The organism is Microcystis sp. LEGE 00066, from assembly GCF_015207925.1.
Lineage (GTDB): Bacteria > Cyanobacteriota > Cyanobacteriia > Cyanobacteriales > Microcystaceae > Microcystis > Microcystis ichthyoblabe_A.
Genome location: NZ_JADEVX010000104.1, coordinates 1 through 15,690, shown reverse-complemented (window position 1 = coordinate 15,690; position 15,690 = coordinate 1). Strand labels below are relative to the sequence as shown.

At 44.0% G+C, this 15,690-nt stretch carries 13 protein-coding genes; 4 read left to right on the top strand and 9 right to left on the bottom strand.

Translation table 11 applies throughout. From position 1 onward, the window contains the following. Nucleotides 1–147: 147 nt before the first annotated feature. The 4 genes from thrB to IQ224_RS14760 form a co-directional block, all read right to left on the bottom strand. Nucleotides 148–1,065, bottom strand: coding sequence for a homoserine kinase (gene thrB / locus IQ224_RS14775; protein ID WP_002746815.1), 918 nt, complete (start codon nucleotides 1,063–1,065; stop codon nucleotides 148–150). A gap of 2 nt (nucleotides 1,066–1,067) precedes the next feature. Beyond that, nucleotides 1,068–1,778, bottom strand: a complete 711-nt coding sequence (locus tag IQ224_RS14770; protein ID WP_002746816.1) for a superoxide dismutase — start codon at nucleotides 1,776–1,778, stop codon at nucleotides 1,068–1,070. A 370-nt stretch (nucleotides 1,779–2,148) separates the two neighbouring features. Next, nucleotides 2,149–2,793: a PEP-CTERM sorting domain-containing protein gene (locus IQ224_RS14765; protein WP_002746820.1), complete on the bottom strand. Its 645-nt coding sequence runs from the start codon at nucleotides 2,791–2,793 to the stop codon at nucleotides 2,149–2,151. Nucleotides 2,794–3,341: 548 nt separating this feature from the next. Then, on the bottom strand, nucleotides 3,342–4,016 hold the full coding sequence (locus tag IQ224_RS14760) for a TIGR04283 family arsenosugar biosynthesis glycosyltransferase (protein ID WP_002746821.1): 675 nt from the start codon (nucleotides 4,014–4,016) through the stop codon (nucleotides 3,342–3,344). Between the two features lie 231 nt (nucleotides 4,017–4,247). Here IQ224_RS14760 and IQ224_RS14755 point away from each other — a divergent pair, with 231 nt between their 5' ends. Continuing rightward, on the top strand, nucleotides 4,248–4,673 hold the full coding sequence (locus tag IQ224_RS14755) for a CoA-binding protein (protein WP_002746825.1): 426 nt from the start codon (nucleotides 4,248–4,250) through the stop codon (nucleotides 4,671–4,673). A 403-nt stretch (nucleotides 4,674–5,076) separates the two neighbouring features. Further along, the gene (gene nadA, locus IQ224_RS14750) at nucleotides 5,077–6,036 is read left to right on the top strand and encodes a quinolinate synthase NadA (RefSeq protein WP_002731625.1); all 960 of its coding nucleotides are present in this window, start codon (nucleotides 5,077–5,079) and stop codon (nucleotides 6,034–6,036) included. Nucleotides 6,037–6,743: 707 nt separating this feature from the next. Here nadA and IQ224_RS14745 read toward each other — a convergent pair. Next, nucleotides 6,744–6,887 carry a high light inducible protein gene (locus IQ224_RS14745; protein ID WP_002734821.1) on the bottom strand — a complete coding sequence of 48 codons (144 nt, stop codon included), beginning with the start codon at nucleotides 6,885–6,887 and terminating at the stop codon, nucleotides 6,744–6,746. 276 nt (nucleotides 6,888–7,163) lie between these two features. On the opposite strand from IQ224_RS14745, the gene IQ224_RS14740 reads away from it, so the two are divergent. Then, nucleotides 7,164–8,726 (top strand): B12-binding domain-containing radical SAM protein, encoded by a 1,563-nt coding sequence (locus tag IQ224_RS14740; RefSeq protein ID WP_194033140.1) that lies wholly within the window; start codon nucleotides 7,164–7,166, stop codon nucleotides 8,724–8,726. A gap of 260 nt (nucleotides 8,727–8,986) precedes the next feature. Then, nucleotides 8,987–10,060, top strand: a complete 1,074-nt coding sequence (locus IQ224_RS14735) for a hypothetical protein (protein WP_002746833.1) — start codon at nucleotides 8,987–8,989, stop codon at nucleotides 10,058–10,060. Nucleotides 10,061–10,062: 2 nt separating this feature from the next. On the opposite strand, the gene IQ224_RS14730 is transcribed toward IQ224_RS14735, so the two are convergent. The 4 genes from IQ224_RS14730 to ilvB form a co-directional block, all read right to left on the bottom strand. Further along, on the bottom strand, nucleotides 10,063–10,506 hold the full coding sequence (locus IQ224_RS14730) for a molybdenum cofactor biosynthesis protein MoaE (protein WP_002746835.1): 444 nt from the start codon (nucleotides 10,504–10,506) through the stop codon (nucleotides 10,063–10,065). A 137-nt stretch (nucleotides 10,507–10,643) separates the two neighbouring features. Further along, on the bottom strand, nucleotides 10,644–11,540 hold the full coding sequence (gene prmA, locus IQ224_RS14725; RefSeq protein WP_002746837.1) for a 50S ribosomal protein L11 methyltransferase: 897 nt from the start codon (nucleotides 11,538–11,540) through the stop codon (nucleotides 10,644–10,646). A 119-nt stretch (nucleotides 11,541–11,659) separates the two neighbouring features. Beyond that, entirely contained in the window at nucleotides 11,660–13,237 is a 1,578-nt protein-coding gene (serA, locus tag IQ224_RS14720) for a phosphoglycerate dehydrogenase (RefSeq protein WP_194033139.1), read from the bottom strand. A 488-nt stretch (nucleotides 13,238–13,725) separates the two neighbouring features. Then, complete coding sequence (gene ilvB, locus IQ224_RS14715) at nucleotides 13,726–15,579, bottom strand: biosynthetic-type acetolactate synthase large subunit (protein ID WP_036402244.1); 1,854 nt, start codon at nucleotides 15,577–15,579, stop codon at nucleotides 13,726–13,728. Nucleotides 15,580–15,690 lie beyond the last annotated feature (111 nt).

The window sequence follows — 15,690 nt, the reverse complement described above, 5'->3', positions numbered from 1 at the left end:
GGTGGGGTGTGGGGAGTGGGGAGAATAAATAAAAATAATCTCCTGATTTCTGACTCCTGATTACTGATGACTGATGACTGACTCCTCATAGCTTTTTACTTAATTTTATCTCAAATGTCAGGGACTCTTAACAGGTAAATTGGAGGCTTAACAGTTTACTTGGGCCCCTAGGGTATCTAAAGCCAAAATTTTGGCACTGGAGTTAATCCCCACTTCCTCCCAAGCATTGGTCATCTCTGTGGCTGTTTTTTGGGCATTGTCAGGGTTAGTTAAAGCTAATAGGCTCGGACCTGCGCCACTAATTACCATCCCGTAAGCACCCCCATTAATGGCGGCTTTTTTCACCTTTTCGTAACCCGGGATCAAAGATTGGCGATAGGGTTGATGCAGTTTATCCTCTAGGGCAATTCTCAGCCAATCGCCGTTACCCGTCTCTAATCCCCGCAATAATAAACCCAAGCGGGAAATATTGAAAATAGCCTCCTGACGGCTAATTTTTTCGGGTAAAACCGCCCTAGCTTTTGCCGTAGCCAGTTCAAAATCGGGAATCCCTAGGACGGGAATGAGATTTTTTTGCCAAAATACTTGACAAATAGCCCAATTTGTGCTATCACCTGCCGATAGCTGACAGTTGCCCCGTAAAGCCGGCACCACATTATCTGGATGTCCCTCCAATGCGATCGCTAATGCTTCGATTTCCCCCATAGATAAAGGATTGCCCGCGCATTGATTGGCAGCCACTAACCCACCGATAATAGCAGTAGCAGAACTACCTAAACCTCTAGCTAGGGGAACCCCTAAACCGATCTCGATGGCGATAGGGGGCGGATTCTGTCCTATTTTTTGATAAACTTGCAAAAAAGAAGTGTAGATTAAATTATCAGCCCCTTGGCTAACTTTAGCTGATTCATTTCCCTTGACACTAATGCTGACAGGGTTAGCTGTCGTTGCCGGCAGCAGGGTAAAAGTAAACTGATTATATAGGGTTAAGGCCGCTCCGAGACAATCGAAGCCGGGCCCAATATTAGCAGTGGTAGCGGGAACTGTTACCGTAAAAGTTGTCATGGTTAAGCTTTTGCCTGAAGATAGCGGCGATTTACCTCCTCCCAGTTAACCACATTCCACCACTGTTTTAAATACTCAGCCCGTTGATTACGATATTTTAAGTAATAGGCGTGTTCCCAGACATCATTGCCCATAATTGGCTGTAATCCCATCATTAGGGGGCTATCTTGGTTAGCAGTGCTGATAATTTCCAGTTGTCCTGACTTATTTAACACCAACCATGTCCAACCACTACCAAAAAGTTTAGTACCAGCTTGGTTGAAAGTGTTTTTAAATTCCTCGAAACTGCCAAATTTAGCGATTATTGCCGCTCCTATTTCTCCTGTTGGTTCGCCACCGCCATCGGGGGACATAATCTGCCAAAACATCGTATGATTAAGATCGCCGCCGCCATTATTGCGGATAGTGGTGCGAATATCGGCGGGTAAAGAGTCAAGATTTTTAATCAATTCTACTACTGTTTTTTTCTGCAATTCTGGATATTTGGCCACTGCCGTGTTGAGATTATTAACGTAGGCTGCATGGTGTTTATCGTGATGAAATTGCATCGTTTCCTTATCAATATAAGGTTCTAGGGCATCATAGCTATAGGGTAGGGCAATGAGACTATAGGGACCAGTAACAGCAAAAGCGACAGGCTTCAAACCAGCAAGAGTGGCTGTGCCAAGGGTAGCACCTAAAAGATAAAGAAATTGACGGCGATCGAGAGACATATTCTCAGAGCAGATGTTCCAATGATCAATTATCCTATCGATCGGTGCCTTGGCAGAGAAAAGTTTTAATTTTTACCTGTCCGCTATAAGATGTCAAATTTTTTGAGTAATTGCCGGGGAATTTAAAAAAAATTGTTTACCTAAAATTAAGAGTTAAATTTGGAAGGTTTCTAGAGTGCGTTTTTTCTCAAGTGGGGAAGGAAAAAATCCCATCGCCACACTTGTCAATTTATCTCGTTGGCTCTTCTCGACTTTGTGTGATAATTTTTGCTTATGGAATCGTGAAATGCTTATCGGGCAAGACTTTTAGGGCTATTTTGCGGATATTCTATCAGTATAGACCTCGTTTCCACACAGAAACCAGAAGAGCCTATCGTTTTTGTTTGAATTGAGAACCGATGCCCAAAAGTCCTAAACCTAATAATCCTAAAATTGCCGAAGGTTCGGGAACCCGTTCGCCGGTCAGACTAAAGGCAAAATCCCTGTCAAGTTGACTGCGGCTCCCCAAAAAGTCTTGATAAGAAACACCATCGCCCTGACTGCTGGTGTACCATCCCCACTGGGGCGGAAAACCAAGACTAGGAACAATCGCCAGCCAATAGGTTGCACCCGCTTGGGCGAGGAAAGTATTGGTCAAGTTCGCACTATAGCTATAGACGGGAGAGCCATTGTTGTCTGTGCCGATAAAAGTTTCCCCCGCATTCCCCGTTATCGTTTCCGAGAAAAGCAAAGAACCCGGCTGACCAGCGTTATTACCGAAAATAGAGAGGGCAAAGGAGGAGATGGCTGCAGGACTACCATTAAAATAACCCCCCACCCAGTCAACACCATCAACTAAATTGTCACTGGAGAAACTAAAGTTGTCGTAAACAGTGGCAAAATTACCGAAAGAATTAGTATCATTTTGGGATGCTAACACGTTGCCACTGGGAAAGTCGGCAGCTTGGCTAAAGATAACACTTGCTTGGGCGGCTTGGAAAGGGGTTAGGATGGCTAGAGTTGCCCCCGCTACCAATAAGCAATGCTTACCCCCCCCCCCGCATTTTTGATTACTTTTGTTAATGTTTTGGCCATGGAAAACTCTTCACTTGGTAAGTTTCCTTCGATTATATAATTGGCTCTTCGTTACTTGTTATGGTTCGATAGGGGGGCATAAATCAACAAAATCTTTATCTGGTAAGGGATTTAATTGATTAGTTCGCTTTAGATAAAAAACAATTGACAAAAATCGCCCAATGTCTTTCTCTATAAGGGTTCCATCCCTTATAACTCCCGTCTATTGCATAAGACAAACCGAAGAACCATATAATTGTATTTTTCAAAAGACTGGTACTGCCTGCTACAAATAAGTAATGCTTACCCCCCTCCCCCGCACTTTTGATGATTTTTGTTAATGTTTTGCGCCATGGAAACCTCTTCTTTGGTAGGGTTTCTTCGATTATATAATTGTGTTTGCCTCTCTTGGATATTGGCTGAAAAATGTTCACAATGTCACATTATGGGCGCAAGCGTTGCGCCCCTACATTACACAATGACCTCAAATACTTTTTCAGCAAGCCTTTATTACCATAAACGATAAAAATTTTTCAACAAATGCGGCGGAATTTTTAGATAATAACCAATAATTATTAATTGATTAACTAAGGTGGTTTTGGCAACTCCTAATTTTTGCCAACGTCTTGCTGAGGTAATCACCGCAGTAGAAACTATGGCTATTTTACCCCTTTTTTTCAATCTTTGTATTAATTCAAAATCTTCCATAATTGGTAACTCAGGAAACCCCCCTAAATCGGTCAATATTGAGGCTTTTAAAAATATTCCTTGATCTCCGTAGGGAAGAGAAAACCAGTGAGAACGCCAATTAACTAATTTTTCCACTAAACGCAGGGTTTTTTCCTCTCCATCAATTTTTAATTCAAAAGCCCCCGCTACTATCCCAGATTGGGATAAAGTATTGATAATTTGTTCTTGATAATTTTGGGGGAGTAAAGTATCTCCGTGCAGAAATAACAAAATATCTCCTTTCGCTATTTTGGCTCCTAAATTCATCTGAAATGCACGACCTTTACTAGAAGGAATAATTACTTTTGCTCCCAATTGTTCGGCTATTTCTCTGGTTTTATCTGTACTTCCCCCATCGACAACAATAATTTCTACTCCTTCACCTATCTGTTTTAACGTTGCTGCAATCCTTAACTCCTCATTAAGAGTCGGAATGATAACACTAAGATAATTCATGAGGTTTTGTACTAACTAAAGTCAGAGGATTTAGGGGCAACCATCGGGTAAATTTTCCTAGAGATACCGAGGAATTGATTGGGATTTGTAATAACTGTTTTTCCGATATAAAAGTTAAACATTGCTGCCAGTTCTCCAGAGGGGCTAAAGCTGCAGTTAAAAGTCGATACCAAATTAGGTTACACTTCATCTTTATGGGAAACGAAACTCTGTTCTAAGATAGGTGGGACAATGCCGAATATTAAAGGAGACGATGGTGCGCTCAAAACCATTTTCAGCAATAGTAAAATTATCGCAGTGGTGGGGCATTCTGAGAAATCGAGTCGCGCCAGCTATCAGGTAGCCAAATTTCTGCAAGCGGTGGGTTATCGAGTCTATCCTGTCAATCCGATGGTCAAGCAAATTGATGGTCAAAGGTGCTATCCTTCTCTAGAGGCTATCCCTGAACCCGTGGATATTGTTAACGTTTTTCGTCATCCTGATTATCTACCTGAAATTGTCGAGTCAGCTATTGCTATTCAGGCTGCTACCCTTTGGACACAATTGAAAATTTATCACCCAGTTGCGGAAAAAAGGGCGATCGAGGCGGGTTTAAATGTGATTATGGATGCTTGTATCCAGAGAGAATATCAGCGTTTAGGGATTTCCCAAAAATAAACTATAGCGGTTCTCGTACCTGTACGGCACATTTAAACCTTTGCTGATTAAGCTTTTGAACATCAATAATGTACCTCGTGCGAATATAACACGCTATATACTTTTTGAAAAATGGTGGCTCTCTTGGGTTTGGTGGGTAAAATGTATTCTAAGATACATTCTTCCTAGCGAGGGGGTGGAACGAACCACAAAGACACAAAGGACACAAAGACTGATCAATCCTATGTAAGTTAAACTTATCACACAGAACCTAGAAGAGCCAAATGGTATTATCGGGGCTTGGTTGTCAGTCGTTTGAGCGCTGTTGTATCAAGCTTTTTTTGTTTGTGGTCTCTCCTTGGAAAAATTTGCTATGATGTAGAGACTTGTTTAGTATTTGGTAAAAATAACCATAAATCTCACCGTGTTCACAACTGTTCAACCCGCAAATCGATCGAGCTTACCTGATGACCTATTTACGGCAATTAAAGAGCTTAAAAGGGAATTAAACGCCGTTATTCTGGCTCACTACTATCAAAATTCTGACATACAGGATATAGCTGATTATATTGGTGATTCTCTAGGTTTATCCCAGCAGGCTGCCCAAACGCCAGCAGATGTAATCGTATTTGCGGGGGTTCACTTCATGGGAGAGACAGCTAAAATCTTAAATCCGGATAAGTTGGTATTGCTGCCGGATTTAGATGCGGGATGTTCTTTAGCTGATAGTTGTCATCCTGAAGATTTTGCTCGTTTTAAAGCCCAATATCCCGATCATATCGTGATTTCCTATATCAATTGCAGTGCAGAAATTAAGGCCATGAGTGATATTATCTGCACCAGTTCCAACGCAGTCAAAATAGTGAATCAAATCCCTGTCCATCAACCGATTATCTTCGCTCCTGATCGCAATTTAGGTCGTTATGTCAGTCAGCAAACTGGCAGAGATTTAGTTCTCTGGCAGGGTAGTTGTATTGTCCATGAAACTTTTTCCGAACGCAAGATAATAGAATTAAAAGTTGCCCATCCAGAAGCAAAAATTATCGCCCATCCTGAGTGTGAATCATCGGTTTTACGCCATGCCGATTATATTGGTTCCACGACGGCACTATTAAATTATTCCCTGAAAAGTTCCGAAAAAACCTTTATTGTCGTCACAGAACCGGGGATTATTCACCAGATGCAAAAATCCGCGCCAGAGAAAGCATTTATACCCGCACCAGCTTTAAATAACTGTGCTTGTAATGAGTGTCCCTATATGAGACTGAACACTCTCGAAAAATTGTATCTCTGTATGCGAGATAAAACTCCAGAAATTACTATTTTTGAAGATTTAAGAGTTAAGGCACTGTTGCCGATTCAAAGAATGTTAGAAATGTCTTAATCAGTTATCAGTGCGCCAATTCAAAAACGAAAAGCATCAACCCCAAGAGTTAGCTCTTCTGGTGTTTGTCTGGAAGGAAAAAGAATAGGGATAATTTGGGTTAACCACAGAAACCAAAAACCTACCTAAAGCCTTTTAAAGTTACTCATTTCTGTAGCTAGATAACTAAAATAAGTAACTTTGGCCACCGATAGATTTTAAGAACGTTATCAGGTATAATCAAGATATGAAGGTAGTTGAACGTCATATTATCAGTCAAAACCATCCCTTATGGTCAGAAATCGACCATTATGCCTTCTTGTCAAAAAATTTGTTCAATCTAGCTAACTACCATTATGGCTCTTCTAGGTTCTGTGTGATAAGTTTAACTTACTATATGATCGATCAATCTTTGTGCCCTTTGTGTCTTTGTGGTTCCCTCCACTCCCTCGCCAGCAGGACTGTATCTCAGAATACATTTTACCCACCAAATCCAAAAGAGCCCCATTATCGCCAATATTTCTTTGAAAACTCCCAAAAACTGAGTTTTAATCAACTCTATCATCTGGTATCTAAAACCTATTAGCTTCACCATGAGTGATTATTGTTGACTGATCACTGAAAAATCTCTCCAACCTCCCACTTAAAAAGGGGAAGAGCATAGCTCTTTCCCTTTTTTTAAGGATTTATTCAAGATGATTGTAGATGCACAGCAGTCGAGGCCGAAATTACATTAAGCCTAACTGAGCAAGGATGCCTTTGTGGGTTAAGTATTCCGTCGCTACGCCAATAACGAAACCGAGCATGGCTAAACGACCATTCCAGTTTTCAGCGAAAGCGGTGAAACCGAGTTTGTTTTCTTGCTTATCCATGGTGAATTGCCTTCCTATAAGAAAATTGCGTTTAAGTCAAGTGCTTGATATTTAATGTAACATAACTTTCCAGACTATGCAACATTTCTTTACATAAATTTTATTGATGTTGGCCATAAACTTTTATGGGGGTAGGGTCAAGGGTGGGCAATGGCGGCCGAAAATCAAGCCTGATCCTAGTTCTCAGACTAAATAACGGTTTTCCCATCCCTGACCGAAAAAGATTACAATCAAGCGAAAGGTCAAGAATCGATCGCCGTCGAGCGAGGAGTGAATATGCGTGCCTTACTGATTTATCCCGTTTTTCCGCCGACTTTCTGGTCTTATAACAAAATTCTGGAATTAGTCGATCGCAAAGTCTTACTTCCTCCCCTGGGTATGGTGACGGTGGCGGCGATTTTACCCCAGGAATGGGAATTTAAACTGGTCGATCGCAATATTCGGGCAGTGACAGAAGCAGAATGGGACTGGGCCGAAATAGTCATTCTTTCGGGTATGATCGTCCAACGTCAAGATTTAATCGAGCAAATTCACGAAGCCAAGCAACGGGGTAAACTGGTGGCCGTGGGGGGTCCCTATCCCACTTCTATCCCCCACGAAGTTGCTGAGGCCGATTTTCTGATTCTCGATGAGGGAGAAATCACCATCCCGATGTTTGTGGAAGCATTGGCAAAAGGAGAAACTAAAGGTGTTTTCCGCACCACAGAAAAACCCGATGTGACAATTACCCCAGTTCCCCGCTACGATCTGCTCGATTTTGAAGCTTATGATTCCATGTCAGTGCAGTTTTCGCGGGGCTGTCCCTTCCAGTGCGAATTTTGCGATATTATCGTTCTCTACGGTCGTAAACCCCGCACCAAAGCCCCCGCACAATTATTAAAAGAATTAGATTATCTCTACGAATTAGGTTGGCGCCGGGGCGTGTTCATGGTGGATGATAATTTTATCGGTAACAAGCGTAACGTTAAATTACTCCTCAAAGAATTAAAGGTTTGGCAAGAAGAACACCAGTACCCTTTCCGGTTTAACACGGAAGCATCGGTGGATTTAGCCGCCGATCCGGAATTAATGGAAATGATGGTCGATTGTTATTTTGATGCCGTCTTTTTAGGTATTGAAACCCCCGACGAAGAAAGTTTACAATTAACCAAAAAATTCCAAAATACCCGCAGTTCCTTAACTGAGACGGTAGAAAAGATTATTAAAGCCGGATTGCGCCCTATGGCGGGATTTATCATCGGTTTTGATGGCGAGAAAAAAGGAGCGGCCGATCGCATCATTAATTTTGTCGAAGAAGCGGCCATTCCTACGGCTCTATTTGGAATGTTACAAGCTTTACCGAATACCGCCCTATGGACTCGCTTGGAAAAAGAAGGACGACTACGATTAACGGGGAAACAGGACATTAACCAAAGTACCCTGATGAATTTCGTTCCCACCCGGCCGATCGAAGATATTGCCACAGAATATATTGAAGCCTTCTGGACATTGTACGATCCGGAGGTATTTCTCGATCGCACCTATCGCTGTTTCCTGAAATTAGGCGCACCTAAAGCTAAACCTGCCTTTAAACTGCCTCGCCGGGCCGATCTCTATGCCCTAGCGGTAATTATCTGGCGACAGGGCTTTAAACGTTCCACTCGCTGGAAATTCTGGCAGAATTTATTCGGTATTTTGCGCCATAATCCCGCCAATGCCGAACACTATATCACTGTCTGCGCCCACAACGAGCATTTCCTGGAATACCGTCAGATTGTTCGGGATGAAATTATGGCACAATTAGCCGAATTTCAACGCCAAGAGGCATTAATAGCGGAAAAAACTGCCATAGCGGCCTAATTATTCCGAGGATGGGTTATTTACCCATCCTGAACATTTTCTGTCCTGATGGTGGGCGATCGATAAATCAATAATATTCCTAGTTTTCTGGTTAAAAATTCCCTCAATCTCTGCCAAAGCAATTCAGTATAATTTCTTAATTTTCTAGATATAATTACATTTTTTCCCTAAAATGTTAGCTGGAATACTGAATAAATCGAGAAAATCTGGATAAAGCCAGTATTTTTAGTTCCTTAACCCTATCAATCAAGCTAAAATCAATGATTACTCGTCAAGAACTTAAGAAACTACAATCCCTAACTCAAATACCCGCCCTTTCCATTCTCTTACCTACCCATCGCACCTCACCGGATAACAAACAAGACCCTATTCTCGTTAAAAATTTGGTCGATGAAGCAAAGCGCCGATTATCGGAAGAATTCTCTAAACGTGAAATCGAACCTTTGTTCGATCGCCTCGATAGTCTAGTGGCTGAAATAGATTATCCTTATACTCTAGATGGATTAGCTCTCTACATTGGCCCGGATATTGCCAAGCTTTATAACCTGCCTTTTTCTGTTCAGACAAGAGTTATCATCGATAAAACCTTTGCTACACGGGATTTAGTTTATGGATTACATCGAGAACAACCCTATTGGCTGTTACTATTAAGTCAGGGTTCTACTCGTTTAATCTCCGGTACAGGAGAAACTCTCGAAGAAATTCGCGATCAGAATTTTCCCCTAGAAATGACCGGACCTGGGGCCACCTCACCACTGCCTTTTGATGCCGATACCAGTTATCTAGATGATAGAATCCGGCGATTTTTCCAACAGGTAGATAATGCTCTGGGTGAATACATTGATGATTCTTCCCCTTTGATTGTGGGTGGAGTGGTTCGTCAAATTTCCTTCTTTCAAGAAGTTTCACAGTACACATCAGCAATTGTTGGCACTTTAACTGGCAATTTTGACAAAACCTCACTGTCAGAATTAATGCCACAGGTATTGCCGATTATGCACTCAGTGCGTCAGACTCAAAAAACTGAAGCTCTGCAAGCTTTAGATGCGGCAGTCAGCGCTCAAAAAGTTATCTCTACCCTGGGAGAAGTGTGGCGTTTAGCGCAGGAAGGTCGAGGAAAATTGTTATTAGTAGAGAAAAATTACCATTTACCCGCAGTTTTAGGCGAAAACGGTGATTTAGTGCTGGTGGAAAACGTCGGTGGTACGGAGGTAATCGATGATGCAGTGGATGAAATTATCGAAGCGGTATTGGCCAAGGGAGGACGTGTAGCTTTAGTCGAGGAGGATTCCTTGAACGATTACCAAAAAATCGCCTTGATTTTACGTTATTAGACCTAACACTCCGTTTCACAAGCACCAATACTAACCCATTGACTAGAACCATCAGACCAGTATTCTTTTTTCCAGATGGGGGCATTATGCTTGAGAGTATCAATAGCATAACGACAGGCTGCGAAAGCTTCCCCCCGATGGGGACAACCCACCGCTACTAAGACGCTAATTTCCCCGATTTTGAGCTTACCAGTGCGATGGTGAATGACAACTCGATTGGTGTCGGGCCAGGTTTGCCGAATTTGCCGAGCAATTTGCCGGAAAACTTCCATCGCCATGGGTTCGTAGGCCTGATAATCAAGATAAATAACCGGTTTGCCGTCGGTTTGCTCCCGTACAGTACCACTCATTAGTACGATAGCACCATTAGCCCCATCATCGGCTAATTGATATACTTCCTGCAAAGATAAGGGAGCAAAACTGATGCGAAAACTATCTTGAGTCATGGATGAGGTGATGGGGTGTGGGGGAATTATGAATTATGAATTATGAATTATGAAGTGGGAAGTGGGGTGTGGGGAGAACAAAGCTGCCTTTTGCCTTTTGTATTCTGACGACCGTATCCTGACGGCCGAGAGCTATATTAATCCAGGGTGCGACGAATTTGGATACAGCACCATTCTTGACGTTTCCACAGGGCAGCCACTGTCCAGCCGTGGCGTTCTAAAATACTTGTAACTGCTTGTGCTTGGGTGAAGAGGATGCCGCTTAAAATTCCCCAAGTGGTGGGTTTTGCCAGACGGGTGATTTCGGGCATTAAAGCGATAATTGTCTCCGCTAAAATATTACAAACGATGCCATCAACACCATCGGGAATTAATTCTAATAACTCCTCGACACTACCCTGATTAACAGCTAAATTTTCGGGGTTAATCCCGTTGAGATGGCGATTACTATACGTCGCATTCACCGCCAGGGGATCTATATCGACAGCATAAACTTTTTTGGCCCCCAATAAAATCGCCCCGATCGCCAGTATGCCGGAACCACAACCGATATCGGCGATAATTTTATTCTCTGGATGGCTACTTAAACGCATTTCTAGGGATTCTAAACATAATTGGGTGGTGGGGTGCGTTCCCGTGCCGAAAGCGGAACCAGGGTCAATTTTAATCACCAATCTCTGATTATTTTCCGGGGGATTTAACCAAGCAGGACAGATCAAAAAGCGATCGCCGATCTCGCTAATTTGCCAATGTTGTTTCCAACTGCTGGCCCAGTCTTCCTCGTCCATTAACTGCCAACTGGTGACAGGTTCAGAAAAACCTAAAATCAAAGCATCCTGCTTTAACCAGAGGCTTAGTGCCTCTAAATCGGGCAATTGCGCTTTAATTTCTGGTATATAGGCCTTAATCTCTAAAGAGGATTGTTTTTTAGCAGTGGCCGTTCCCGAACAGCCAAAATCTTCCAGTCTCCAGAAAACCGTTTCTTCGAGACTAGGTTCGCACAAAACCGTAATTTCCCACCAACTATTAGACATATATCAGTTATCAGTGATCAGTTATCAGTTATCAGATTTGAGTTTTCAGTCAACAGTATTAAGTGGCAAGTTCGGAGCTTTCCTTTCACTGATTACTGACTACTGATAACTGATTGAATCTAGAGTTTTACTGTGTAAGCATCGCGGATACCGGGGACTTTAGTAATTTCCGAGAGAAGACCTTCCGGTAGAGGATCATCGAGACTCAGGGCCATAACCGCATCACCGCGAATAATTTTGCGTCCTACCTGCATACTGGCGATATTGACATTAAAACTGCCTAAAAGTGCGCCAATTTTGCCGATAATACCAGGCATATCCTGGTGAAGGGTGAATAACATATGATTACTCGGTGGCACGTTAATTGGGAACTCATCGAGGTCAGTAATGCGGATTTCTCCGTTACTTAATAGCGCCCCAGTGACGGAATGGGTCCCCATGGAACCATTAGCTTCCAAATGAATCGATCCCGAATAGTCCCGGGTGGAAGCATCCCGGGTTTCGATTACCCGGATACCGCGTTCCTTAGCTTCGATCGCCGCATTAACATAGTTTACCCGTTCCCGGAGAGCTTGGGAAAGTAAACCCTTAATTGCCGCTATCACCAGAGGTTGACTGTCTTTAGTGGCCAATTCTCCCTGTAAACGGACATTTAACGAGTCACAGCGACCTCCTGCCAACTGACTGACAAGATTACCCATAGTTTCCGCTAATTGCAGGTAAGGGCGCAGTTTTTCCATAACATCGGGAGTTAGTCCGGGGATATTAACGGCCGAACGCGCTGGCAAACCGAGGAGGACATCGCGAATTTGTTCGGCCACATCAACAGCTACACCCACCTGTGCTTCCGTAGTCGATGCACCTAGGTGGGGAGTGAGGATGACGTTAGATAATTCTCTTAATCTAGATTCGCCTAAAGGTTCCTGTTCAAATACATCCAAGGCTGCCCCGGCGATTCTACCGGATTCGAGGGCTTCAATTAAAGCCAACTCGTCGATAATGCCGCCTCTGGAACAGTTAATGATGCGGACCGTAGGTTTCATCTTAGCGATGGTTTCCCGACCGATGAGATGCTGGGTTTCGGGAGTTTTCGGGACGTGGAGGGTGATAAAATCGGACTCAGCAAAGAGTAATTCTAGATCCACCAAGGTGCAACCGAGTTGATCGGCGCGTTCTTTGGAAATAAAGGGATCGTAGGCGAGAATTTTCATGCCTAGGGATCTAGCAACGGCGGCGACGTGGGAACCAATTTTCCCTAAACCGACGACTCCTAGGTTCTTTTTATAAACTTCTGTGCCGATAAAGCGATTTCTTTCCCATTTATTCGCTTTTACCGACTGATTGGCATCGGGAATGTGACGGGAAAGGGATAACATCATGGCCAAGGCGTGTTCGGCAGCGGCGATCGTGTTACCTTCGGGAGAGTTAACAACAATAATCCCCTGACGAGTGGCCGCGGGAACATCGATATTATCGACTCCTACCCCCGCGCGGCCGATAATTTGCAGTTTGCTGCCCGCTTCGACGATTTCTTTGGTGACGCGGGTACTGGAACGGAGCATCAGCGCGTCGTATTCGGGGATAATTTGAATGATTTCCTCGGCGGATAGTCCTGTTTTCACGTCCACTTGGGCAACCTGTGACAGAATTTCTACTCCTACCGGATCGATCGAATCGGATACCAGAACTTTGGCCATAATCTTTATAACGTGCTTTTTTCAGTCTACGGGCAAATGCTAGACCAATATTGGTATCTAGCCGCAATAGCCCATTTTAGAAGCAAAGGGTGCAGTCTATGGCAAAATTAGCGAAAAGATTTTAGGTTGTCATTCTTAATTGTCGTCCATGGTGTTGATGTCAGCCTCTTGCCGTTGTCACTGAGATATGGCTAATTTAATCACGGTGGCGATCGAGTTTTCCGCTTCTTTTTCTCAAGCCTTTTCTAGGGCTGCCATTGCTTCTGTTTGAAAATTTCTAAGTAGCTGGTTATAATTAAATTAAAAATGGATTTTAGGTTCGATCCCCCCTGCCCCCCTTGATAAGGGGGGTGCCAATCCCCCCTTAATAAGGGGGGCATCTGATAATTTTTAACGCCTACCTACTTATGATGTTCACATAGTAGAGAAAAAGCCAAAAACCTCCGTTATACTTAACGGAGGCTGGTTAATTAACTAACAATTTTTGGTTACAATTTCGCCCCACATTCAGGACAGAATTTATTATTCCAACTGTTAACAGCGCCACAACTGGGACAATTGTGCATTTCACAACCCCCGGTGACAATTTTCGGTAAACCAATCATACGGGCATTACTTTGGCCGGGGGCAACCATGGGATAACAATTTTCGTCTTTAGTCACGATCGCATTGACCAAAACTGGACCATCATGGGCTAACATTTCGGCAATTTTTGCGGCTAATTCCTCTCGATGGCGAATAGTAATCCCTTTAATGCCGTAAGCTTGGGCTAACAGTTCCACATTTGGCATTCCCGCTTCCATATTGGAATTAGAATAACGTTCCCCATAGAAAGCTTCTTGCCATTGACGTACCATACCCTGCCAACCATTATTAATAATAATCGTCTTGGCATGAATATTAAATTGGGTTAGGGTGGCCAATTCCTGTAGATTCATTTGGAAACTGGAATCACCACTAATACAGATGACCTCCTCATCGGGAATAGCCACCTTTACCCCCATCGCAGCAGGTAAACCGAAACCCATCGTCCCCAATCCCGCGCTAGAAATCCAACGTCGGGGGCCATTTTTGAGGAATTGGGCCGCCCACATCTGATGCTGGCCCACATCGGTGGTATAGTAGGCGTGGGGTGCTTGACGGCCCACCTCAACGATTACTTCTTGGGGGGAAAGTCTGCCTTCCGGTAGGGGGACTTGCAGGGGATAATCTTGGCGCCAGCGCTCGATCTGGGCTAACCAAGCTTGGGTGCGATCGCAATTAGTGGGATAATCAAATTCTCTGGCTTTGTGGAGTATTTGTTCTAAAACTACCCGCACATCCCCGACAATCGGCACGTCAGGGGCGCGATTTTTGCCCACTTCGGCAGGGTCAATATCCACATGGATTACCTTAGCTTTCGAGGCGAATTCGTCCAATTTCCCCGTTACTCGGTCATCAAAACGAGCGCCGACGGCAATTAATAAATCACACCCGGTCACGGCAAAATTAGCGTAGGCAGTGCCGTGCATTCCTAACATTCCCACCGAGAGGGGATGATGTTCATCAAAAGCACCGATCCCCATTAACGTGGTGGTAACGGGTAACTGAAAACGCTCGGCAAACTCGGCAATTTGGGCGTGGGCATTAGCTGCGATCGCACCTCCGCCAACGTACAGTAAAGGTTTTTCGGCGGTTTCCAAGAGGTGCAAAGCGGCCTCGATTTGACGGCGATTACCCTTAACCGTGGGACGATAACCGGTTAGTTTCACATCTCCCGGTTCGACGGGGATATAATCGCATAGTTCTAAACCGACATCTTTGGGAATATCGACTAAAACCGGTCCCGGTCGTCCTGTACTGGCGATGTGGAAGGCTTCAGCGACGATTCTCGCTACTTCCCGGGCATTTCTAGCCACATAGGAATGTTTAACAATCGGGAGAGTAATACCATAAATATCGGTTTCTTGGAAAGCATCGGAACCGATGGCCGCCCGGCTGACCTGACCGGTGATAATTACCATCGGGATGGAGTCCATGTGTGCGTTAGCGATGCCTGTCACCAAATTGGTCGCCCCGGGGCCGGAAGTACCGAAACAGACCCCGACTTTGCCGGTGGCCCTAGCGTAGGCATCGGCGGCGTGGGCGGCCGCTTGTTCGTGGCGCACTAAAATATGTTGTAATTCTCCCCGCTCTTCAAAGCGGTAGAGTTCGTCATAGATGGGCAGGATCGCACCTCCGGGATAACCGAAGATGTGCTTAACACCATGACGTTTGAGACTGTCCATCAAGGCATAAGCCCCAGAACAACGCTGGGGAACCGTTGTTAAAGAGTCATTGGGCTTGGGAAGTGATGAAACCACAGGGCAAACCGTCCAATTTCTAATGAGAGGGATAATTGCGATTGTGTCGCCTAGTATGCAACTTGAAAAATAGCAAAATTGATAACCTTATACTTTTAGTGTATTCCATCT